This window comes from Kibdelosporangium aridum, from assembly GCF_900176515.1.
In the GTDB taxonomy this organism is placed as follows: domain Bacteria; phylum Actinomycetota; class Actinomycetes; order Mycobacteriales; family Pseudonocardiaceae; genus Kibdelosporangium; species Kibdelosporangium aridum.
In genome coordinates, this window is the sequence record NZ_FWXV01000002.1 from 1,017,434 (window position 1) to 1,034,309 (window position 16,876).

Annotated in this window: 17 protein-coding genes; 8 read left to right on the forward strand and 9 right to left on the reverse strand. The window is 66.1% G+C overall.

Annotated elements, in window-relative coordinates; genetic code table 11:
- Nucleotides 1–42 precede the first annotated feature (42 nt).
- From B9C43_RS14355 to phoU, 5 genes are all read left to right on the forward strand, one after another.
- Nucleotides 43–762 carry an alpha/beta fold hydrolase gene (locus B9C43_RS14355; protein ID WP_084426790.1) on the forward strand — a complete coding sequence of 240 codons (720 nt, stop codon included), beginning with the start codon at nt 43–45 and terminating at the stop codon, nt 760–762.
- Nucleotides 763–764: 2 nt separating this feature from the next.
- Nucleotides 765–1,199, forward strand: a complete 435-nt coding sequence (locus B9C43_RS14360; RefSeq protein ID WP_084426793.1) for a hypothetical protein — start codon at nt 765–767, stop codon at nt 1,197–1,199.
- Nucleotides 1,200–1,346: 147 nt separating this feature from the next.
- Entirely contained in the window at nt 1,347–2,213 is an 867-nt protein-coding gene (locus B9C43_RS14365) for a GGDEF domain-containing protein (RefSeq protein ID WP_063750985.1), read from the forward strand.
- A gap of 212 nt (nt 2,214–2,425) precedes the next feature.
- Nucleotides 2,426–5,239, forward strand: a complete 2,814-nt coding sequence (locus B9C43_RS55580) for an LCP family protein (RefSeq protein WP_143446335.1) — start codon at nt 2,426–2,428, stop codon at nt 5,237–5,239.
- A gap of 73 nt (nt 5,240–5,312) precedes the next feature.
- A complete protein-coding gene (phoU, locus tag B9C43_RS14375; protein ID WP_033382158.1) occupies nt 5,313–5,975 on the forward strand; it encodes a phosphate signaling complex protein PhoU in 663 nt (220 codons plus the stop codon).
- Here phoU and B9C43_RS14380 read toward each other — a convergent pair.
- The 9 genes from B9C43_RS14380 to B9C43_RS14420 form a co-directional block, all read right to left on the reverse strand.
- Entirely contained in the window at nt 5,972–6,724 is a 753-nt protein-coding gene (locus B9C43_RS14380) for an ESX secretion-associated protein EspG (protein ID WP_084426796.1), read from the reverse strand. The two genes, phoU and B9C43_RS14380, sit on opposite strands and share 4 nt — an antisense overlap.
- Nucleotides 6,721–7,713 carry a WXG100 family type VII secretion target gene (locus B9C43_RS14385; protein WP_143446336.1) on the reverse strand — a complete coding sequence of 331 codons (993 nt, stop codon included), beginning with the start codon at nt 7,711–7,713 and terminating at the stop codon, nt 6,721–6,723. Before B9C43_RS14385 ends, B9C43_RS14380 begins: the two co-directional genes overlap by 4 nt.
- Before the next feature lie 15 nt (nt 7,714–7,728).
- Nucleotides 7,729–8,139, reverse strand: coding sequence for a hypothetical protein (locus B9C43_RS14390; RefSeq protein ID WP_143446337.1), 411 nt, complete (start codon nt 8,137–8,139; stop codon nt 7,729–7,731).
- Between the two features lie 576 nt (nt 8,140–8,715).
- Nucleotides 8,716–9,492 (reverse strand): phosphate ABC transporter ATP-binding protein PstB, encoded by a 777-nt coding sequence (pstB, locus tag B9C43_RS14395; RefSeq protein WP_033382162.1) that lies wholly within the window; start codon nt 9,490–9,492, stop codon nt 8,716–8,718.
- 7 nt (nt 9,493–9,499) lie between these two features.
- Complete coding sequence (gene pstA, locus B9C43_RS14400) at nt 9,500–10,408, reverse strand: phosphate ABC transporter permease PstA (RefSeq protein ID WP_033382163.1); 909 nt, start codon at nt 10,406–10,408, stop codon at nt 9,500–9,502.
- A complete protein-coding gene (gene pstC, locus B9C43_RS14405; protein WP_084426801.1) occupies nt 10,405–11,490 on the reverse strand; it encodes a phosphate ABC transporter permease subunit PstC in 1,086 nt (361 codons plus the stop codon). Before pstC ends, pstA begins: the two co-directional genes overlap by 4 nt.
- Before the next feature lie 25 nt (nt 11,491–11,515).
- On the reverse strand, nt 11,516–12,640 hold the full coding sequence (gene pstS, locus B9C43_RS14410) for a phosphate ABC transporter substrate-binding protein PstS (protein ID WP_084426804.1): 1,125 nt from the start codon (nt 12,638–12,640) through the stop codon (nt 11,516–11,518).
- A gap of 206 nt (nt 12,641–12,846) precedes the next feature.
- Nucleotides 12,847–13,686, reverse strand: coding sequence for a mycothiol synthase (gene mshD / locus B9C43_RS14415; RefSeq protein ID WP_268811563.1), 840 nt, complete (start codon nt 13,684–13,686; stop codon nt 12,847–12,849).
- Nucleotides 13,687–13,691: 5 nt separating this feature from the next.
- Nucleotides 13,692–14,417, reverse strand: a complete 726-nt coding sequence (locus tag B9C43_RS14420) for a winged helix-turn-helix transcriptional regulator (RefSeq protein ID WP_084426810.1) — start codon at nt 14,415–14,417, stop codon at nt 13,692–13,694.
- 184 nt (nt 14,418–14,601) lie between these two features.
- Here B9C43_RS14420 and B9C43_RS14425 point away from each other — a divergent pair, with 184 nt between their 5' ends.
- Genes B9C43_RS14425 through B9C43_RS14435 form a run of 3 tightly spaced genes read left to right on the forward strand, consistent with a single transcriptional unit; the run spans nt 14,602 to nt 16,635 of the window.
- Nucleotides 14,602–15,318 carry an alpha/beta hydrolase family protein gene (locus B9C43_RS14425; RefSeq protein WP_235038700.1) on the forward strand — a complete coding sequence of 239 codons (717 nt, stop codon included), beginning with the start codon at nt 14,602–14,604 and terminating at the stop codon, nt 15,316–15,318.
- Complete coding sequence (locus tag B9C43_RS14430) at nt 15,315–16,214, forward strand: LmeA family phospholipid-binding protein (protein ID WP_051895195.1); 900 nt, start codon at nt 15,315–15,317, stop codon at nt 16,212–16,214. The genes B9C43_RS14425 and B9C43_RS14430 overlap by 4 nt, the downstream gene beginning before the upstream one ends.
- 7 nt (nt 16,215–16,221) lie before the next feature.
- Nucleotides 16,222–16,635 (forward strand): TlpA family protein disulfide reductase, encoded by a 414-nt coding sequence (locus B9C43_RS14435; protein WP_033382170.1) that lies wholly within the window; start codon nt 16,222–16,224, stop codon nt 16,633–16,635.
- The last annotated feature ends 241 nt before the right edge of the window (nt 16,636–16,876 follow it).

Below are 16,876 nucleotides of genomic sequence, written 5' to 3' on the forward strand. Positions count from 1 at the left end.
GCGTCACGGCATGCTTCACCGCCGAAATGGGTTCCTTTCAACATGGCCATGGTCGTGGTGCACGGGGTCCTCGCCGATGCGGCGCAGTGGAACGACGTCCGTACCGAACTCGTCTCCACCGGCCATCAAGTGATCGCGAGGGATCGCCGTGGCCGCAATGGCATCGCCCTCAACGCGGACTACAGCGTCAAAACAGAGATCGAGGACCTGCACCGCATTCTCGACGAAGCTGGGCCCGGCTCAATTCTCTTCGGCCACAGCTATGGCGCCGTGATCGCGTTGCTCACCGCGCAACAGCGCGACGATCTACACAGCGTGATCCTGTACGAGCCCATCGCGACGGGTCATCAACTCAAAGCTTTCATTGGCACGGCAGTGGAACGGGCAAAGCGGGCAGTCGAGGCAGGCGACCTCGACGCCGCCATGGAGATCTTGGTCACTGACGTGTCGCCGACGCCGCCCGATGTCCTGGAGCGCTATCGCGGCAACCGGATGTGGCGGTCGCAGTTGCCGTTCGTACCGTCGGCCATCCAGGAACTTGAGGCCATGCTCGCGTACGACATCGACTACGACCAAGTGACACCGCCACAGGCGCCGGCCAAGGTTGTTCTCGGGGCCAAAAATGTCGGCACTATGCCGTTCGGCAGGCCAACCGAGACGCTGGCGTACACGATCGGAGCCGAGCTGTTGCTGCTCGACGACCTCGGCCACGTTGCCCACATGCAGGCACCCGCGAAGCTCGCCAAGGCGATAAATTCCTAGCCATGCGAGCGGCATTCGCAGTGGTCACGCTGCTGGCGGGCTGCTCGGCCGCGGTCGACGGCAGGCCCGTCGCCGGTGATGTGGGTGCCAAGGACCTCATCGTCAAGTACTTCACCGACTTCGACGCCGCCGCGCAGCGAGGACCAGCCGCCCAACAGGACTTCCTGCGCCGCACGCAACACCCCGACTTCACCGACCGCATCTGCGAACTCGCCGGTGTCACCATCACCGTCGAACCGACGTTGTCCACGTTGCGGCCGGACACGAAATGGGTGCCCGAAGGGGCAGATCGGCCGCGCGGTGACGTGTATGTCGTCGCTGTCTCGCTGACTGTCAGCCGGGACGGCCAGAAACTCGGCGATCAGATCGGATCCGAGCGGATCGTGGTGCTCGACGGCACCGTTTACGGCTTTATGCCTTGCCTCCGCCAAAACTGAAGACGACTGCGAGGCGTGTCACACGCCATCACTGGGTTGGAGCAGTCGTTCATCCACCAGATGAGGGATTTCTGTATACACCTGCCCTCAGTGTCTCAAGCCGGGCCGCCAACCGGTCGACAGAGATACTTGAGGGAGGTGAAGGCGGTGACCGGACTCGGACGCGATATCGCCGAGCCTGAGCCCGTGTCAGACCCGCCGGAGTGGGCCGTGCACGAGGACACAGGCGGCGCGAACACGCCAGACGGCACGTCTCTTGTCCAGCTGCACGAGTCGATCGCCACCTTGCTGGCCTCGCGCGGCCAGTGGCGCCAGGCCTACCAGCACCTCCGCTCCGCACTCGAACTCATCCACGCCGACAAGACCGAAGCGCCGCGCATCCCCGAGCAGCTGCGCCGGGAAGTCGACAGGTTGCGCCGTGAGCACGCCGAAGCCCGGGAGCAGAGCATCCGCGACAGCCTGACTGCCAGCTACAACCGCCGTTATCTTGACCAGCGTCTGGTCACGTTGCTCGCTGACCGCCACACCATGGTCGGCGGCCTTGCCGTCGCATTGGTCGACCTGGACTGGTTCAAGCAGGTGAACGACACCTTCGGGCACCTGATCGGCGACCGGGTGCTGCAACGGGTCGTCGATCTGCTGCAGGACGGCCTGCCGGAGGACGCTTTCTGCGCGCGGTACGGCGGCGAGGAGTTCGCGCTGGTCCTGCCCGGTGTCGACGGCTCGACCGCGGTCGCGATGGCCGAGGCCGCCCGGATCAAGATCGAGAGCTATCCCTGGTCGAAGATCGTTCTCGGGCTGCGGGTGACCGTCAGCATCGGGATCGCCCACGAGCCGACCCTCAGCCTTGGTTCCGGCCCGGAGCGCCAACTGCGCCAGGCGGACGGACTTCTGTACACCGCCAAGCAATCCGGACGAAACGCCGTCGCGTACCGCGTCGGCGGAAGAACGTTCTTGGCAGGCCCCGCGGCCGGGCGACGGGCCGTGACCGAGTCGAAGGCCCTGGTCTACTAGCGGGCGACGTCCCCCGTTCGGCCTAGCAGCCTGCGCGATTCCGCGTACTGAACGTAAACAAAGTTCGTCGGCCTGTCGTCAACAGTGGACACCGCCCGTACTATCGCTGGGCAACGACCACTGTCGGTCTGCAACACTTGAGCTCCCCGGCGCGTCTGGACAAGCGGGGCCGTGTTGATATCGTGACGTGACTGAGATTGGAGGGAGACCTGGTGCCCGACGAAGATCGCCCGTACGGCACCGGTGCTCGCCGCAGTCGTCACTCGACCGAGGAAGCGTCACCCGAACAGCAGCCACGCCGTCGCAGACGGTCAATGGAGGACTCGGGCGGCGTCAGCGTCTCGGACCTGGTCAAGCGCCACACGTCGCGAACAGACCTGCCGATTCCGCAGGTCAACGGTGCGCCCGCAGCGAGTCAACCGGTACCGCAGACGCAGGCGCGTGCCCCGCAACGGGCAGCACGCGAAGCCGAGCAGGCGAAGGCACCGCAGGCACCGCCGCCCCCTCCGCCGGAGGCACAGCGCCGCGCCGCGCCGCCACGTAGGCAGGCTCAGCCGCGTCCGGAGCAGATGTCGCAGCAGATGCCGCGCCCTGAACCCCGTGGCCGCGCCCCGCAACCGCCGTCCGCGCCGCCGCCCAACGGGCAGCAGGCGACTGGACAACGGCCCATTCCGTCGCGTGACGCGACTGGACAGCGTCCGATGCCGCCGAACCCGGCCCCGAGGCCAGTCGCGCAAGCATCCGGTACATATTCGATACCCGCAGCTCAGGTCGCGGCCGCCAAGGTCCCGCCTGCCCCGCGCGGGCACACCTCAGGCCCACGGCCGATACCTCAGAACTCGGCGGCGCTCCCGGCGCCTGCCAAGCCGGCCAACGGGCACACCGGCCAGCAGCAGCGGCCCCAGCGCCCGCCGCAGCCGTCCCAGCAACTGCCGGTACCGCAGCCGTCCCAGCAGCTTCCCGTGCCGAACGCGGATCAGAACGGCCGTCCGCCAAGGCCGGTCGGCCAGATGTCGGCCCAGCTGCCGATCCCGCAGGCGCCTGCGGCCGAGCCGGAAGAGCACCCAGCGAACGGCAACGGGCAGGTCCCGCCCGCGTTGAAGCGCCCGGCGCCGCCGAAGGAGCGCAAGCCGCTGCCGCCGCGCCGCGAGATCGACGCCATCAGCATGACCACGGAGATGGAGGCCATCTCCGAGCCTGTCAAGGAGATCCGCCGGGTGGACGCCACCCTCGCGCGCTTCTCCGCGGTGCACGATGAACTCGCCGAAGAGGAACGACTAAAGAAGGAAAAGCGCGAGCGCTTGATGCCGTGGCTAAAAGGGGAAAGCGAGGGCGACGAAGAGCCTGACGTCCTCGCAGAAACCCAGGCAGCAGGCACCCTCGACCGTGAACTGGCCGATCTTCCCACGGTGAACGAACGGCCAGTGGTCGATCCCGTCGAACGCACACAGCACGTCGATCCCCCAGAGCCGGAGCGCGAGGCGACCGGCGGCGGGGGCACGCGCAAGCCACCCACCAACCGGCTGGTTCGGTCCGGCCGGATAGCCGCCGCGTCCATTGCCGCGGTTCTGCTCGTCGGCACCGGCATCGTGTGGGGCGGCAAGGAATGGATCGACGGTCAGTTCAACGACGTCGCCGCGCTCGACCAGAACTCGTCGGACATCAAGGACGGCGCCGCGCAGCTGGGTGACGAGAACTTCCTGATGGTCGGTTCGGACACGCGCGAAGGCGCGGAGGCCGAGGACGGTGTCGGCACCGCCGCGCAGGTCAAGGGCGCGCGTTCGGACACGATCATGATCGCGCATGTGCCCAAGGACCGGAAACGCGTCGTGATGGTGTCGTTCCCCCGTGATCTGGAAGTCCAGATCCCGGCGTGCGAGAAGTACGACGCCAAGACCCGTGAGTACGGCGAGGTGGCCAAGCCGCTCGCGAACCAGAAGATCAACGTCGCGTTCATGGTCGGCGGGCCGAAGTGCGTCACCAAGGTGATCCAGAACCTCACCGGCCTGAAGATCAACCACTTCGTCGGCATCGACTTCCACGGCTTCAAGGACATGGTGGACGCCGTTCAAGGCGTCGAGGTGTGCGCGTCGAGGCCGATGTACGACATCGAGTTGAAGACTTGGATCATCGAGAAGCCCGGCCAGAACGTCACGCTGGCCGGCGACGCGGCGCTGAACTTCGTGCGTGCCAGGCACGTCAGGGACAGCCCGACCTCGAAGGAAGGCGACAAGACCTCGGACTACGGCCGGATCAAGCGCCAGCAGCGGTTCCTGTCCTCGTTGCTGCGCAAGGCGATGTCCGGTCAGGTGTTGCTCGATCCCAACAAGCTCAGCGGGTTCGTCGGCGCGTTCACCAAGGCGACCTTCGGTGAGGGCATCGACACCGACCAGCTGATCACCCTCGGCCGTTCGCTGCAGAGCGTCGGCGCGGGCAAGGTCACGTTCATCACGGTGCCCACGGTGGGCGATCCGAACAGCCGCGGCAACGAAGTGTTGCGGGAGAAGGACAACAGGGCACTGTTCAACGCGATCATCAACAAGGTGCCGTTGCCCAGCGAGCAGCCGGACAGTGCGCCACAGGCACAAGCAGGCCAGACGCCGCCGGAATCGTTGCAGAACCAGCAAGGCCAGATCGTCGACCCGAAGTCGGTGAAGGTGCAGGTGCTCAACTCCGGCGCGAAGGACGGCGACGGCAGGCGTGCCCAGACCGCGCTGCGCAACCAGGGCTTCGTGGTGCTGCAAGCGGTCGAGTCCGGGATCAAGGTCCCGAACACGGTCGTCAAGTACGGCACGGACCTCAACGCGGCGACCACGGTGTCCGCGGCGGTGCCCGGTTCGAAGCTGGAGAAGGACGACTCGCTCGGTGGCGCGGTGATGTTGCTGCTCGGCCAGGACTTCGGCGGCAAGATCCAGAACCCGTCGCAGGGCACCCCCGGCGGGCAGAACACCCAGGCCCCGCCACCAGCGCCGGAGGTACCGAAGAACCTCTCGACCGTCAACGCGGGCGACGAGGGTTGCGCCTAGATGTCGGCCGTGGTTCACCCACGGTTCACGTGAGGATTCGGTAAGAACAGACACCTGCACGTAGGCTGTCGCCATGCGTGAGGCCTACCGGGACCAGCTCGGACAACTTGCCGATCAGCTGGCGGACATGTGTTCCATGGTCGGCGACGCGATGTCGCTGGCTACTCGTTCCTTGCTGGAGACTGATCTGGCACTGGCCGAGCAGGTGATCGGCGACGACGCGAAGGTCGATGACGCCCGCGCGAAGGCTGAAGAATCGGCATACGCGTTGCTGGCGTTGCAGGCACCGGTCGCGACCGACCTGCGGACCGTGCTCGCGGTCATCCACGCGGCGGAAAGCCTTGAGCGGATGGGCGACTTGGCGCTGCACGTGGCCAAGGCCGCGCGCCGCCGTCACCCCAACCCGGTGCTGCCGGAGGCGGTGAAGCCTTACTTCGCCGAGATGGGCAAAGTCGCGTGCAAGATGGCGCAACAGGCTGAGCAGGTCATCCGGACGCAGGACATCGACCTGGCGCGTGCGCTCGACGAAACCGACGACGAGATGGACGACCTGCACCGGCACCTGTTCACGGTGTTGATGGACCGCAATTGGGACCACGGTGTGGCCGCGGCGGTCGACGTGACACTGCTTGGCCGCTTCTACGAGCGGTTCGCCGACCACGCGGTGTCGGTCGCCAACCGGGTCGTGTTCGTGGTGACCGGCAAGATGCCGGGCTACGACACCGACGAGCTCTAAGCCAGCGAGTCCATCAGGTTTTCCAGCTGTTGCACCAGGCGGATGGTGTCGGCGGGGGCGAACGTCCCGCCGCCATCGTCCGGGTGCGCCTGCGCCATGTACCGGCCGTCCTCGGTGTCCAGCCAGCTCAGGCCCGGTGCGCTTGTCTCACGGCCGTCTCTGTCCATAACGGACACAACGAAGTAACCGGCGCCGGTTCTCGGCTTGCGCAGCATCTCTTGCGCTGCAATCAATTGCGCCTGTGACGCGGTACGCGCCGGCCGCACCTCACGGCCGAAGCCTTCGCGTTTTTCCTCCGCGGCAGCGGATTTCGCCGCGATCGTGACCGATTGCCCGTGCCCTGGGCGGAGTCTTGGCAACAGGCTGACCGCGGTGCGCGCCAAGGATTCCGGCCGGATGAACTCGAACCGGAACATCTGGCCGTCCTGGATGACCAGCAAGCCACGCTCGCCGTCAGTGGATACCCTGGCGTACAACGGACTTTCGTCGTCCAACGTGCCCAGTACCGCGATCGAGACGCGATAGCGGGACATCAGCCGCAGCCCCTCCGCGACGTCGGGGTTCAACTGGTCGTTGCGGACCAGTCCGCGTCGCGTCAGATCCGCGAACACCGCCCGTGCGATCCGCACGCGATCGTCGACGAAGTCGCCGATTCCGGGCAGCTGGAACGGATAACGGCGGCAGTCCACGCCAAGCGCCTCGGCCAGGATGTCCACCGCCGCGAGCGACAGCGTGAACGAATCAGTCATCCGCCGATCACCGGTGGAGTCGTCGGCTTGGTCCCGAACGTCCCGTCGCCCTCAAGCAGGTAGTTCTCAGCAGCCAGCGCTCCCGGTACGGCGTGTTCGACCGACCTGGCGCTGGGTGTCGCGAGCGGCATCGCCGCGAAGCCGCCCGCCATGGGCACGGCCGCAGCAGCCTGTGGCGGGGCTTCGTCGGGAATCACGCTCTCCGGCGATTTGATCGGCGTGGGCACACTGGAAGACGCGGACATAGGCGATGTGCCGTCCTGCGGCGTCCTAGGCATCGGCGCGCCCGCGCCTGCCATGACGGGCGGAGGCGCGAAAGCGGGCATCGTGGATGACTCGGCCAGTGCGGCGTCGTATGTCGCGACCACTTCGGCGGCCCGCTGCTGAGCGGCTTTCTGGGCGGCGTAGGCCTTCATGTGGTCGGCGTAGCGCGAGAGCCACGTGATCGGGTCGGTGATCTGGCGCAGCTCGGCGTTCGCGGCGTCCACATCGAACGAAACCGGTTCCGGCATCGCGTTCTTGGCCGCTGCCAAGGCTTCGGAGTGCTTGGCGGCCTGTTTGCCTGCCAGCTCGGCACCCCGGCCCGCGTCGCCGATCCACCGTCCCACACTGATCATGAACTCACGGGCGGCTTCCCCTGCCGCACCTTGCCAGTCATCCCGGCTGCTGTTGATCGCGCCGGTCACGTCGTCCTGGAACTGGGTCAGCTTGGCGCCGGCCTTCTGCCACGCGCTGGCCAGCACGCCGACCTGGTCGGGATCGACGTTCTCGGTGACCATCGCCTTGAGCGTGGGGTGGTCGATGTTCTCGTACAGCACGCCTTCGGGCATCGGCGCCTGTCGGGTGCCTGCACTCTCATGTGGCCGTGGCGCGATGGTGACGTGCCCGGCGATCTTGGCGATCAGACCGGAGACAGCGAGCTCGGCCCGGCCGGTGGTGCCCACCGTGCCCAGGTCGTCGACGTAGACGCCGTCGGACTCGTTCGGCATGGCCACCTCTTTTCGTTATTTACCGAAAGTGCCTGCGACCGCGTGCTCGTTCTGCCGGTAGTTGGCCATTGCCTGCCGCACGCCGTTCTCGGCGTCGGAAAGCACATCGCGCAGCCGGGTGAGCTGCGTGAGAAAGCCCTGCTGGTCGGATGCGATCTGCTGGACGAAAGGCGCCATCGCGCGGGCGCCGTAACTGCCGCCGAGCATCGGTTTCTGGTCGAGGGTGTTCGCGTGGCCGCCGCCGAGCCAGTCCTGCAGCATCCGGATCACCTTCAGCAGATCCTCGCCGCACGCCGGCGAGACCGAGAACTGGCCGGATGCCGCGCTGACCTTGAAGTTCTTCATGTTCTCGAGCATCTGATCCATCGCGGCGCGCGCACGATCATTCCAAGCCGCCGGAACGCCTGATTTCTCATCCTCGTACATGAGAACCCCTTGGGTAGCGCCGGATCTGACCGCACGGTATCAACCGACCACCCAGCGTGTCCCTACCGCCCGACCACTTCCACCCACTTGGTCCTTACTTGAAAGCGGTCCGTAACCCCCACACGCGGCAAATCCAGCCATTCACACCCGAGGTAGTGATCCAGGACACATAATGCCCCGGATGAGTGATCGACACTTACCAGCGGCATTCGGCGTAATTGACGATCAGCCAAACGGCCGGAGTCCCGATCCACACCGGAAACGCAGGTCGGCAGCATCCACTGCGGACTACAACGATTCCTTGCGGCACAACCTTTGCACCCACCCCGAGCACAAGATCATCTTTGATTCGTGTTCACTGTGCACGCTTCGTCCCACATGATCCGAATTCGCGACCACGATTCATACCGCTGTGAATAGCCGGACTTGTGCCGCAAGTTCGTGTCGTGAACGGTACCGCCAATCGGGCGTAGCGGATTCCAATTACGACAAGACAGAAGCGCCCAACTGATCTACTCATAAACAACGGGCCGCCAGGGTTGCCCCTGGCGGCCCGCATTCCCCCCACGCCGGGACTCAGCCGAAGCGGCCGGAGATGTAGTCCTCAGTTGCTTTCTCGCTGGGGTTGGAGAAGATCTTCTCGGTGTCGTCGATCTCGATCAGCCTGCCGGGCTGGCCGACGCCGAGGAGGTTGAAGAACGCCGTCTGGTCGCTCACCCGCGCGGCCTGCTGCATGTTGTGGGTGACGATGACGATCGTGTAGTCCTTCTTCAGCTCGGTGATCAGGTCTTCGATCGCCAGCGTCGAGATCGGGTCCAGCGCCGAGCACGGCTCGTCCATCAGCAGCACGTCCGGCTGGACCGCGATGGCGCGGGCGATGCAGAGACGCTGCTGCTGACCGCCGGAGAGGCCGCCGCCCGGCTTGTTCAGCCGGTCTTTCACCTCGGCCCAGAGGTTCGCTCCGCGCAACGCGCGCTCGGCCACCTCGTCGAGCTTCTTCTTGTCCCGCATGCCTGCCAGCTTCAGGCCCGCGACCACGTTGTCCCGGATGGACATCGTGGGGAACGGGTTCGGGCGCTGGAAGACCATTCCGATCGTCCGGCGGACCGACACCGGGTCCACTGCGGACGCGTAGATGTCCTCGCCGTCCAGCAGGACTTCACCTTCGGCGCGGGCGCCGGGGATCACCTCGTGCATGCGGTTCAGCGAGCGGAGCACGGTCGACTTGCCGCAACCGGACGGCCCGATGAACGCTGTCACGTTGCGGGGCGGCACGGAGAGGGTCACCCTGTCGACGGCGTGGAACTTGCCGTAGAACAGGTTCAGGTCTTTGACGTCTATGCGCTTGGCCATGGCCGCCTCACTTCGTCTTCACGGCGGTCAACCGCGAGATCACGGTTGCCAGCAGGTTGATCACGGTGATGATCAAGATCAGGGTCACCGCCGCGCCCCACACCCTGGCCTCGCCGATGTCGTTGATGCTCAGCCGTTCGGTGTTCATGAACAAGGGCAGCGACGCCATGTTGCCGCCGAACGGGTCGTAGTTGATGAACTGCGCGTAGCCCACCAGGATCAGCACCGGCGCGGTCTCACCCATCACACGGGCGACCGCGAGCATGATGCCGGTGATGATGCCGGACAACGCCGTCGGCACCACGATCTTCGCGATCGTCTTCCACTTCGGAATGCCCAGTGCGTAGGACGCCTCGCGCAGCTCGTCCGGCACGATCTTGAGCAGTTCCTCCGTTGTCCGCACGACCACCGGGATCATCAGCATCACCAACGCCAGTGACACCGCGAAGCCACTGCGAGGCAGACCGAACGTGGTGACCCAGAGTGCGTAGATGAACAGCGCCGCCACAATGGACGGAACACCGGACAGGATGTCCACTGTGAACGTGATCGCCTTGGCGAGCCGGCCGTTGCGGCCGTACTCGACGAGGTAGATCGCGACCATGATGGCGATCGGCACGGCGATGACCGCGCAGATCAATCCCTGGATCAGGGTTCCGTAGATCGCGTGGTAGACACCGCCGCCGGGCTGCCTGGAAGTCAGGCCTGCCATCGACTTCTGCCACCAGTCGGCGTTCAGGATGTGGACGAAGCCCTTCTCCAGGACTGTCCACAGCAGCCAGACCAGTGGTGCGACCGCGATCACGAAGGCCGCGCCGACCAGGACCGTCGCCGTCAGGTTCTTGGCCTTGCGGCCCGAACTGATCTGCTGGAACGCTGGCGCGGTCGCCGGGCGTTGGAGATCGGTGGTGGTCACTCGTACTCCTTCTTCCCGACGATGAACGACCGTGCGATCGCGTTGACTATGAACGTCAACAGGAACAGCACCAGACCGGCGGCGATGTACGCACCGGCACTGCGCGGGTCGTTGAACTCGGCGGCTGCGCGAGCGATCTTCGACGCGATCGTGTCGCCACCGTCGAACAGGCTCCAGCCGAAGTTGCTGCTCGTCGCCGGCGCCAGGATGATCATCACCGCGATGGTCTCACCGAGTGCACGGCCGAGGCCGAGCATCGACGCGCTGATGTAACCGGCCTTGCCGAAGGGAAGCACCGTCGTGCGGATGACTTCCCAGCGGGTCGCACCGAGTGCGAGCGCGCCTTCGATGTGCATCGTCGGCGTGCGTTCGAACACCTCGCGGGTGATCGCCGTGATGATCGGCAGCAGCATCACCGCGAGCACGATGCTCGCCGTGAAGATCGTCTGACCGATCGAGCGGTTGACGTTTCCGGTTTCGAACAGGAACACCCAGCCGAAGACGCTGTTGAGCCAGCCGGTGAACGGCTCGAGGAACGGCGCGAGCACGATCGCGCCCCACAGGCCATAGATGATCGACGGCACCGCCGCCAGCAGATCGATGACGTACGCGAACGGCCGCGCCAGCCGGCGCGGCGCGTACTGGGTCAGGAACAGGGCGATACCCAGTGAGATCGGCATCGCGATGAGCAGCGCGAAGATCGAGCTGAATATCGTCACCAGCAGCAGGTCCAGCACACCGAACGCCAGATTGTCCGGATCGCCCGCGACCCACTGTCTGCTGAACAGGAAGCTGGCCTTGTTGGCCACGAGCGACGGGATCGCCTGGGCCAGCAGGAAGGCCCCGATCGCCACGATCAGGACGACGATCAGGATGCCCGACCCTTTGGCGAGGCCGCTGAAGATGCGGTCGCCCGGTCGGGTCACCGTCTTGGGCGGCTCGGTCGCCGACGGTGGTGGTGGGGTTTGAGGGCTCACCGAAATCGGTGCCTCCGCAGGTGTCTCGGTCGCCGAGGCGCCCCGCCGCGCGCCGGGTTCACCGGCGGCGACGGGGCGTGGAGACCTGTCTCGGATCTCACTCATGGCGAGTGTGCCAGCCCTTACCTCGTCAGGCGATAGCCTTGATCGCGGTCAGCAACTTGTCCTGGAACTCCTGGGGAAGCGGCACGTAACCGGCATCGCCCAACTTGGACTGTGCACTCGTGGCGGCGACGGTCAGGAACGCCTTCACGGCCTTCGCGGTGTCCGCGTCGTAGCCCTTCGAGCAGACGATCTCGTAGGTGGCGAGCATGAGCGGGTAGGAACCCGCTGCCTTGCTGGCGTACAGCGCCTTCAGGTCGAGCACGAGGTCGTTGCCGGAGCCCTTGGTCTTGGCTTCCTTGATGGCGGCCGCCGCGCTCTCGGCGGTCAGCTCGACCGCACCGGCACCGCTGTCGATCTTGGCCATGCTCAGCTTCTTGTCCTGCGCGAAGGACCACTCGACGTAGCCGATGGTGCCGTCGGCAGCGGCCAGCGAATCGGCCATACCGGACGAACCCTGCGCGCCCTGGCCGACGCCACCGACGAACTTCTTGCCCGCGCCCTTGGTCCACGAGCTCGGCGCCGCGGCGGCGAGGTACTGCTGGAAGTTGTCCGTGGTGCCGGACTCCTCAGCACGGGAGATCACGATGATCGGCTTGGCGGGCAGCGCCTTGCCGCCGTTGGCCGTGGTGATCGCGGCGTCGTCCCAGGTCTTGATCTGGCCGCTGAAGATCTTGGCGATCACGTCCGGGGTCAGCGTGACGCTGTCCGCACCGTCCAACTTGTACGCCACCGCGACCGGGCCGAAGACCAGCGGCAGGTTCCACGCCGGGTTGCCGCCACAGCGAGCAGCCGCGTCGTCGGCCTCCTTGCCTTCCTTCAGCGGGGAGTCCGAGCCACCGATGTCGCTGACCTTGGCGGTGAACTGCTTCACGCCCGCGCCGGAGCCAGAGGCCGTGTAGGCCAGCTGCTGGCCCGAACACGCGGCCTGGTACTCCTGGCTGAACACGTCCATCGCGCCCTTCTGGGCGGTGGAGCCTTCGGCGACGAGGTTCTTCTTACCGCCGCAGTCGACCTGCGCGGTTCCGGTCGGAGCGGCAGCGCCGGTGTTTCCGCCGCCCTGCGGGGTGTTTTGGTCCGAGCCGCACGCGGTGAGCGCAAGAGCGCCGGCCGCCATGAGGCTGATCAGGGCGCCATGCCGCTTGATCTTCACCAGGTCCTCCAGTCGAGGATTTGTCGTCCGATTCGCGACGAGCTCGCCGCTCAAACCGGACGCTAAGCAGCTAGGCCGAACGGATGGCCCTGTAGAGGTGAACAACAGGTGAACAAGGCACCCATTGTGAGCATGGCTACCCCTTTGGAACGGGCCCGTGACCTTGCCGCGACCTGGAGGTTTGCGCTGAGTGATTGAACGTGCGACTACCGTGCGTACTGCACACCGACATCAAGCAGACGGAAGCCTAGCTTCGCGTAAACCGCGATCGCCGGAGCGTTGTCGCTCTCCACATACAGGATGACTCGGGGCAATCCGAGTCCGCGGAGATGACGCAGTCCGGCCAGGGTCAGCGCCTTGCCGAGGCCTCCGCCCTGAGCGTCCGGATCGACCCCGACGACGTACACCTCACCCGTGGAGTCCGGGTGCACCTTCGTCCAGTGGAAGCCCAGGACCCTGTCGGCGGCGTCCACCGCGAGGAAGAACCCGGCCGGGTCGAACCAGCCTTCTTGCTCGGTGTCCCGGACGTCCTGGACCGTCAGCCCGCCCTGTTCCGGATGCCACGAGAAAGCCCGCGCGTTCACCGCGACCATGGCCTCCTCGTCCTGACCGGGCACGAACGTGCGCAACCGCACACCTTCAGGCAGCCGAGGCTCAGCGAACTCGTCGGGACCGAAGTCCATTCCCATCCGATGCAACGCACGGACCCGCTCGAAGCCGTGTTTCCCGGCCAGCCTCGCCGCCCCGGGATGATCACGATGCGACCAGATCCGTACCGGCTGGGCCCGCTCGGCGACAGCCGTCAGCAGCTGCTCACCAATGCCCTGCCTGCGGAAGCCCGGGTGCACGACCAGCTCGGCGACCTGGTTGCCCAGCTGGTCGCCCGCGGTGTCGAGGTTGGCGTACCCGACCACGCCATCCTGGACGGCGAGCAGGTGCTCACCGCCGGACGGCATGTCGATATGGGCCTCGTCGGACGCCAGCAGCTCACGGACTTGGGCTGCTTCCAGCTCGGACAGGGACGTGCGCCAGACGAGTTCAGTCACATTTATTACTGAACCACGTCAAGGCTCATTGATTCCTTGACCGGCGCAGCGGTGGCTCCTTTGGGCGGCTGGACGAACTTGTAGCCGACGTTGCGGACGGTGCCGATCATCTGCTCGTGCTCGATACCGAGCTTCGCGCGCAACCGCCGGACGTGGACGTCGACCGTCCTGGTGCCACCGAAGAAGTCGTAACCCCAGACCTCCTGCAGCAGCTGCGCACGGGTGAAGACCCGGCCAGCGTGCTGGGCGAGGTACTTGAGCAGCTCGAACTCCTTGTAGGTGAGGTCGAGCGGGCGGCCGCGCAGCCGCGCCATGTACGTGGCCTCGTCGATGACCAGCTCACCGAGCCGGATCGCGCCGTCGCCGCCGCTCTGGCCTGCCGGGCCACGCGAGGTCAGCAGCCGCAGCCGGGCGTCCACCTCGGCCGGGCCCGCGGTCGGCAGCAGGATCTCGTCGACCCGCCAGTCCGAGTTGACGGCCACCAGGCCGCCTTCGCTCACGATCGCGATCACCGGGCCGGAGTCGCCGCCGCTGGCCAGCAGGCGGCAGAGGCTCTTGGCACCCGCGAGGTCGGTCCGAGCGTCGACGAGCACCGCGTCACGGGAGCCCGCGTCCAGCAGCGCGGTCACCTCCGGCTGCTGGGTCCGCACGTTGTGCGGCAGCAGCATCAAGGAAGGAAGGACCGAACCCGGCGCTGGGTCCGCGGTCAGCAGCAGCAGGTCGAGGCTCATGCCTACTCCTCACTGTGGTTGATCACGGCGCACGTGAGCACCGCCTCGCGCGGGTTTCACGTGGTTATCCAGGAGAATAGCGATCGTGGCCGGAAAATCCCCTGTTCGTAACACGCGGTTCACATACGTGGGGCAAGTCACCGCTGATGGAGTAATGCTGCGCGGCCTGTTCGCACCCAGTGAAATGCCCTCTGACCTGGCAATTGTTCCGGCTCACGGGTTTACCGGCCACGTTGACAGGCCGTTCTTCCGCCGCATCGCCGAGCGCCTGAACAGGCATTACGCCGTCGTTGCGCTCAGTTTCCGTGGCCACGGAAGGTCTTGCGGAAAAACCTCAGTTGGACCGGAAGAAGTCCACGACTTGGACGCGGCCGTCCGGCTGGCGCACGACCGCGGATATTCGAAGGTCGCGCTGGTCGGATTCTCCATGGGCGGCGCGGTCGCCATGTTGTACGCGTCCCAGGATTTGGACGAGCCGCCCGCAGCGGTCGTTTCGGTGAGTGCGCCGTCACGGTGGTACATCCGGCAGACCCCGGCGATGCGCCGGGTGCACTGGTTGCTGGAAGCGCCACACGCCAGACTGCTGGCGCCTATCCTTGGTGTGCGGTTGGGCAGGCCGTGGCCGAGTGTCCCGGCGAGCCCGATCGAGGTGGTCCACCGGATCGCTCCGACCCCGCTGCTGCTCGTGCACGGCGACCGGGATCATTACTTCCCAGCCGAGCACGCATTGGCCCTGCATCGCGCGGCGGATGATGCGACTGCGCGGCTGTGGCTTGAGCCGGGCATGGGACACGCCGAAACAGGCATGCACCCCGGTCTGGTAGACCGGATCGCGACCTGGCTGAACGAGACGTGCACGAAGACGTCTGAAGAGCGAACATCGACACAGGTGGTGGCATGACAACGGTGCCGAACGCAACGGCCAACCCCCCGAGGCCCAAGAAGCCGAAGCGATCGAAGACGCGTCCGCTGGTCATCACCCTTGTGATCCTGGCCGCCCTGCTGGTCGGCGTGGACTTCGGCGCGGCCGCGGTGGCCGAGTACCAGGTCTCCAAGCGCGCGAAGGCGGCGTTCGGGCTGTCCGACGACCCGGCGGTGACCGTGCGCGGCTTCCCGTTCCTGACCCAGGCCATCGGCGGTGAGTACGACCACATCACGGTCGACGCCCGCGGCGTGCCGATCAAGGACATCCTCAAGGACGTCGAGGTCCACGCGGAGATGCGGGGTGTGCAGGCGCCACTGTCGGACCTGCTGGCCGGGCGGACGGACACGATCTCGGTCAGGGAGATCGAAGGCCAGCTGCGGGTGAAGGAAGCGGACTTCAACCGGGCTCTGCAGTCCAACTCGCTGCGCGTGCGGACCAGCGACATCACCAACGTGACCATCGCGCCGGTGAGCGAGCTGCGCGTGAACGCCACTCCCGGCGAGGACGAGATCGACGACAAGGCCGACCAGGAAGCCTTGAAGCTGGAGACCGAGGACACCACGGCAGGTGTGCGGGTCGGCGCGACGGTCGACTTCGCAGGCCAGAAGACCGACCTGGTCATCTACGGGATCGTCAGCCTGGTCGAGTCGAAGATCCAGGTCACCCCGAAGCGGGTCACGCTGGCCAACTCGATCGGCGACAACCTGATCGCCCCGAGCATCCAGCAGCAGTTCCTGTCGCTGTTCGCGGTGAGCCTCGACCCCGGCAAGCTCCCGGTGGCGATCACGCCGACGGCCGTGCAGGTCGACCCAGGCTCGCTATCGTTGAAGGGGAAAGCGTCCAACGTGAAACTTCGAGGCTTCGTGGGATGACAGTGGGATGACAACCGGCATCTGGGTGTTGGTCGGCACGCTCGCCCTGGCGAGCGTCGCCGGTCTCGCCTGGCGCCGCTCCCAAGGCCGAGTACGGACCGCGAAGATGTCCCAGCTACCCACTGAGCTGCACAAACTGGTCGATCCGAGCAGCCGTGTCACCTTGCTGCAGATCTCGACGACGTTCTGCGCGCCGTGCCGTCACACCCGGATCCTGCTGTCCGATCTGGCCGACAAGACCGACGGCCTGCAGCACGTGGACTTCGATGTGACGAACCACCCAGAGGTCGCGACCTCGCTCGGCGTTCTCTCCACACCGACGACGCTGGCGGTGGACTCCAAGGGCGTGGAGCTGATGCGGGTGGGTGGCGTGCCCAAACGGGACACGTTGCTCGACGCTCTGCGCCCGCACCTGAGCTGAGCCAGGAAGGCGACCACAGAGCGGCGCCGGTTTTACATGGAGGGGCGGCCCACTGTGGACATGAGCCGCCGCGACACGCACAAGCTCGTGACGAACCCTGAACGGGCGGTTTAGCCACTTCCGGTACCGCTTTCCCGCCGCTGGCCCGCGGCGGCCATCACTGTCCGGAAGATTCGCGGACATCGCTCCACTTTGGAGGGACCGCGCCTTCAGGGAACCGGCACAGTGCGTGAACCCCGCT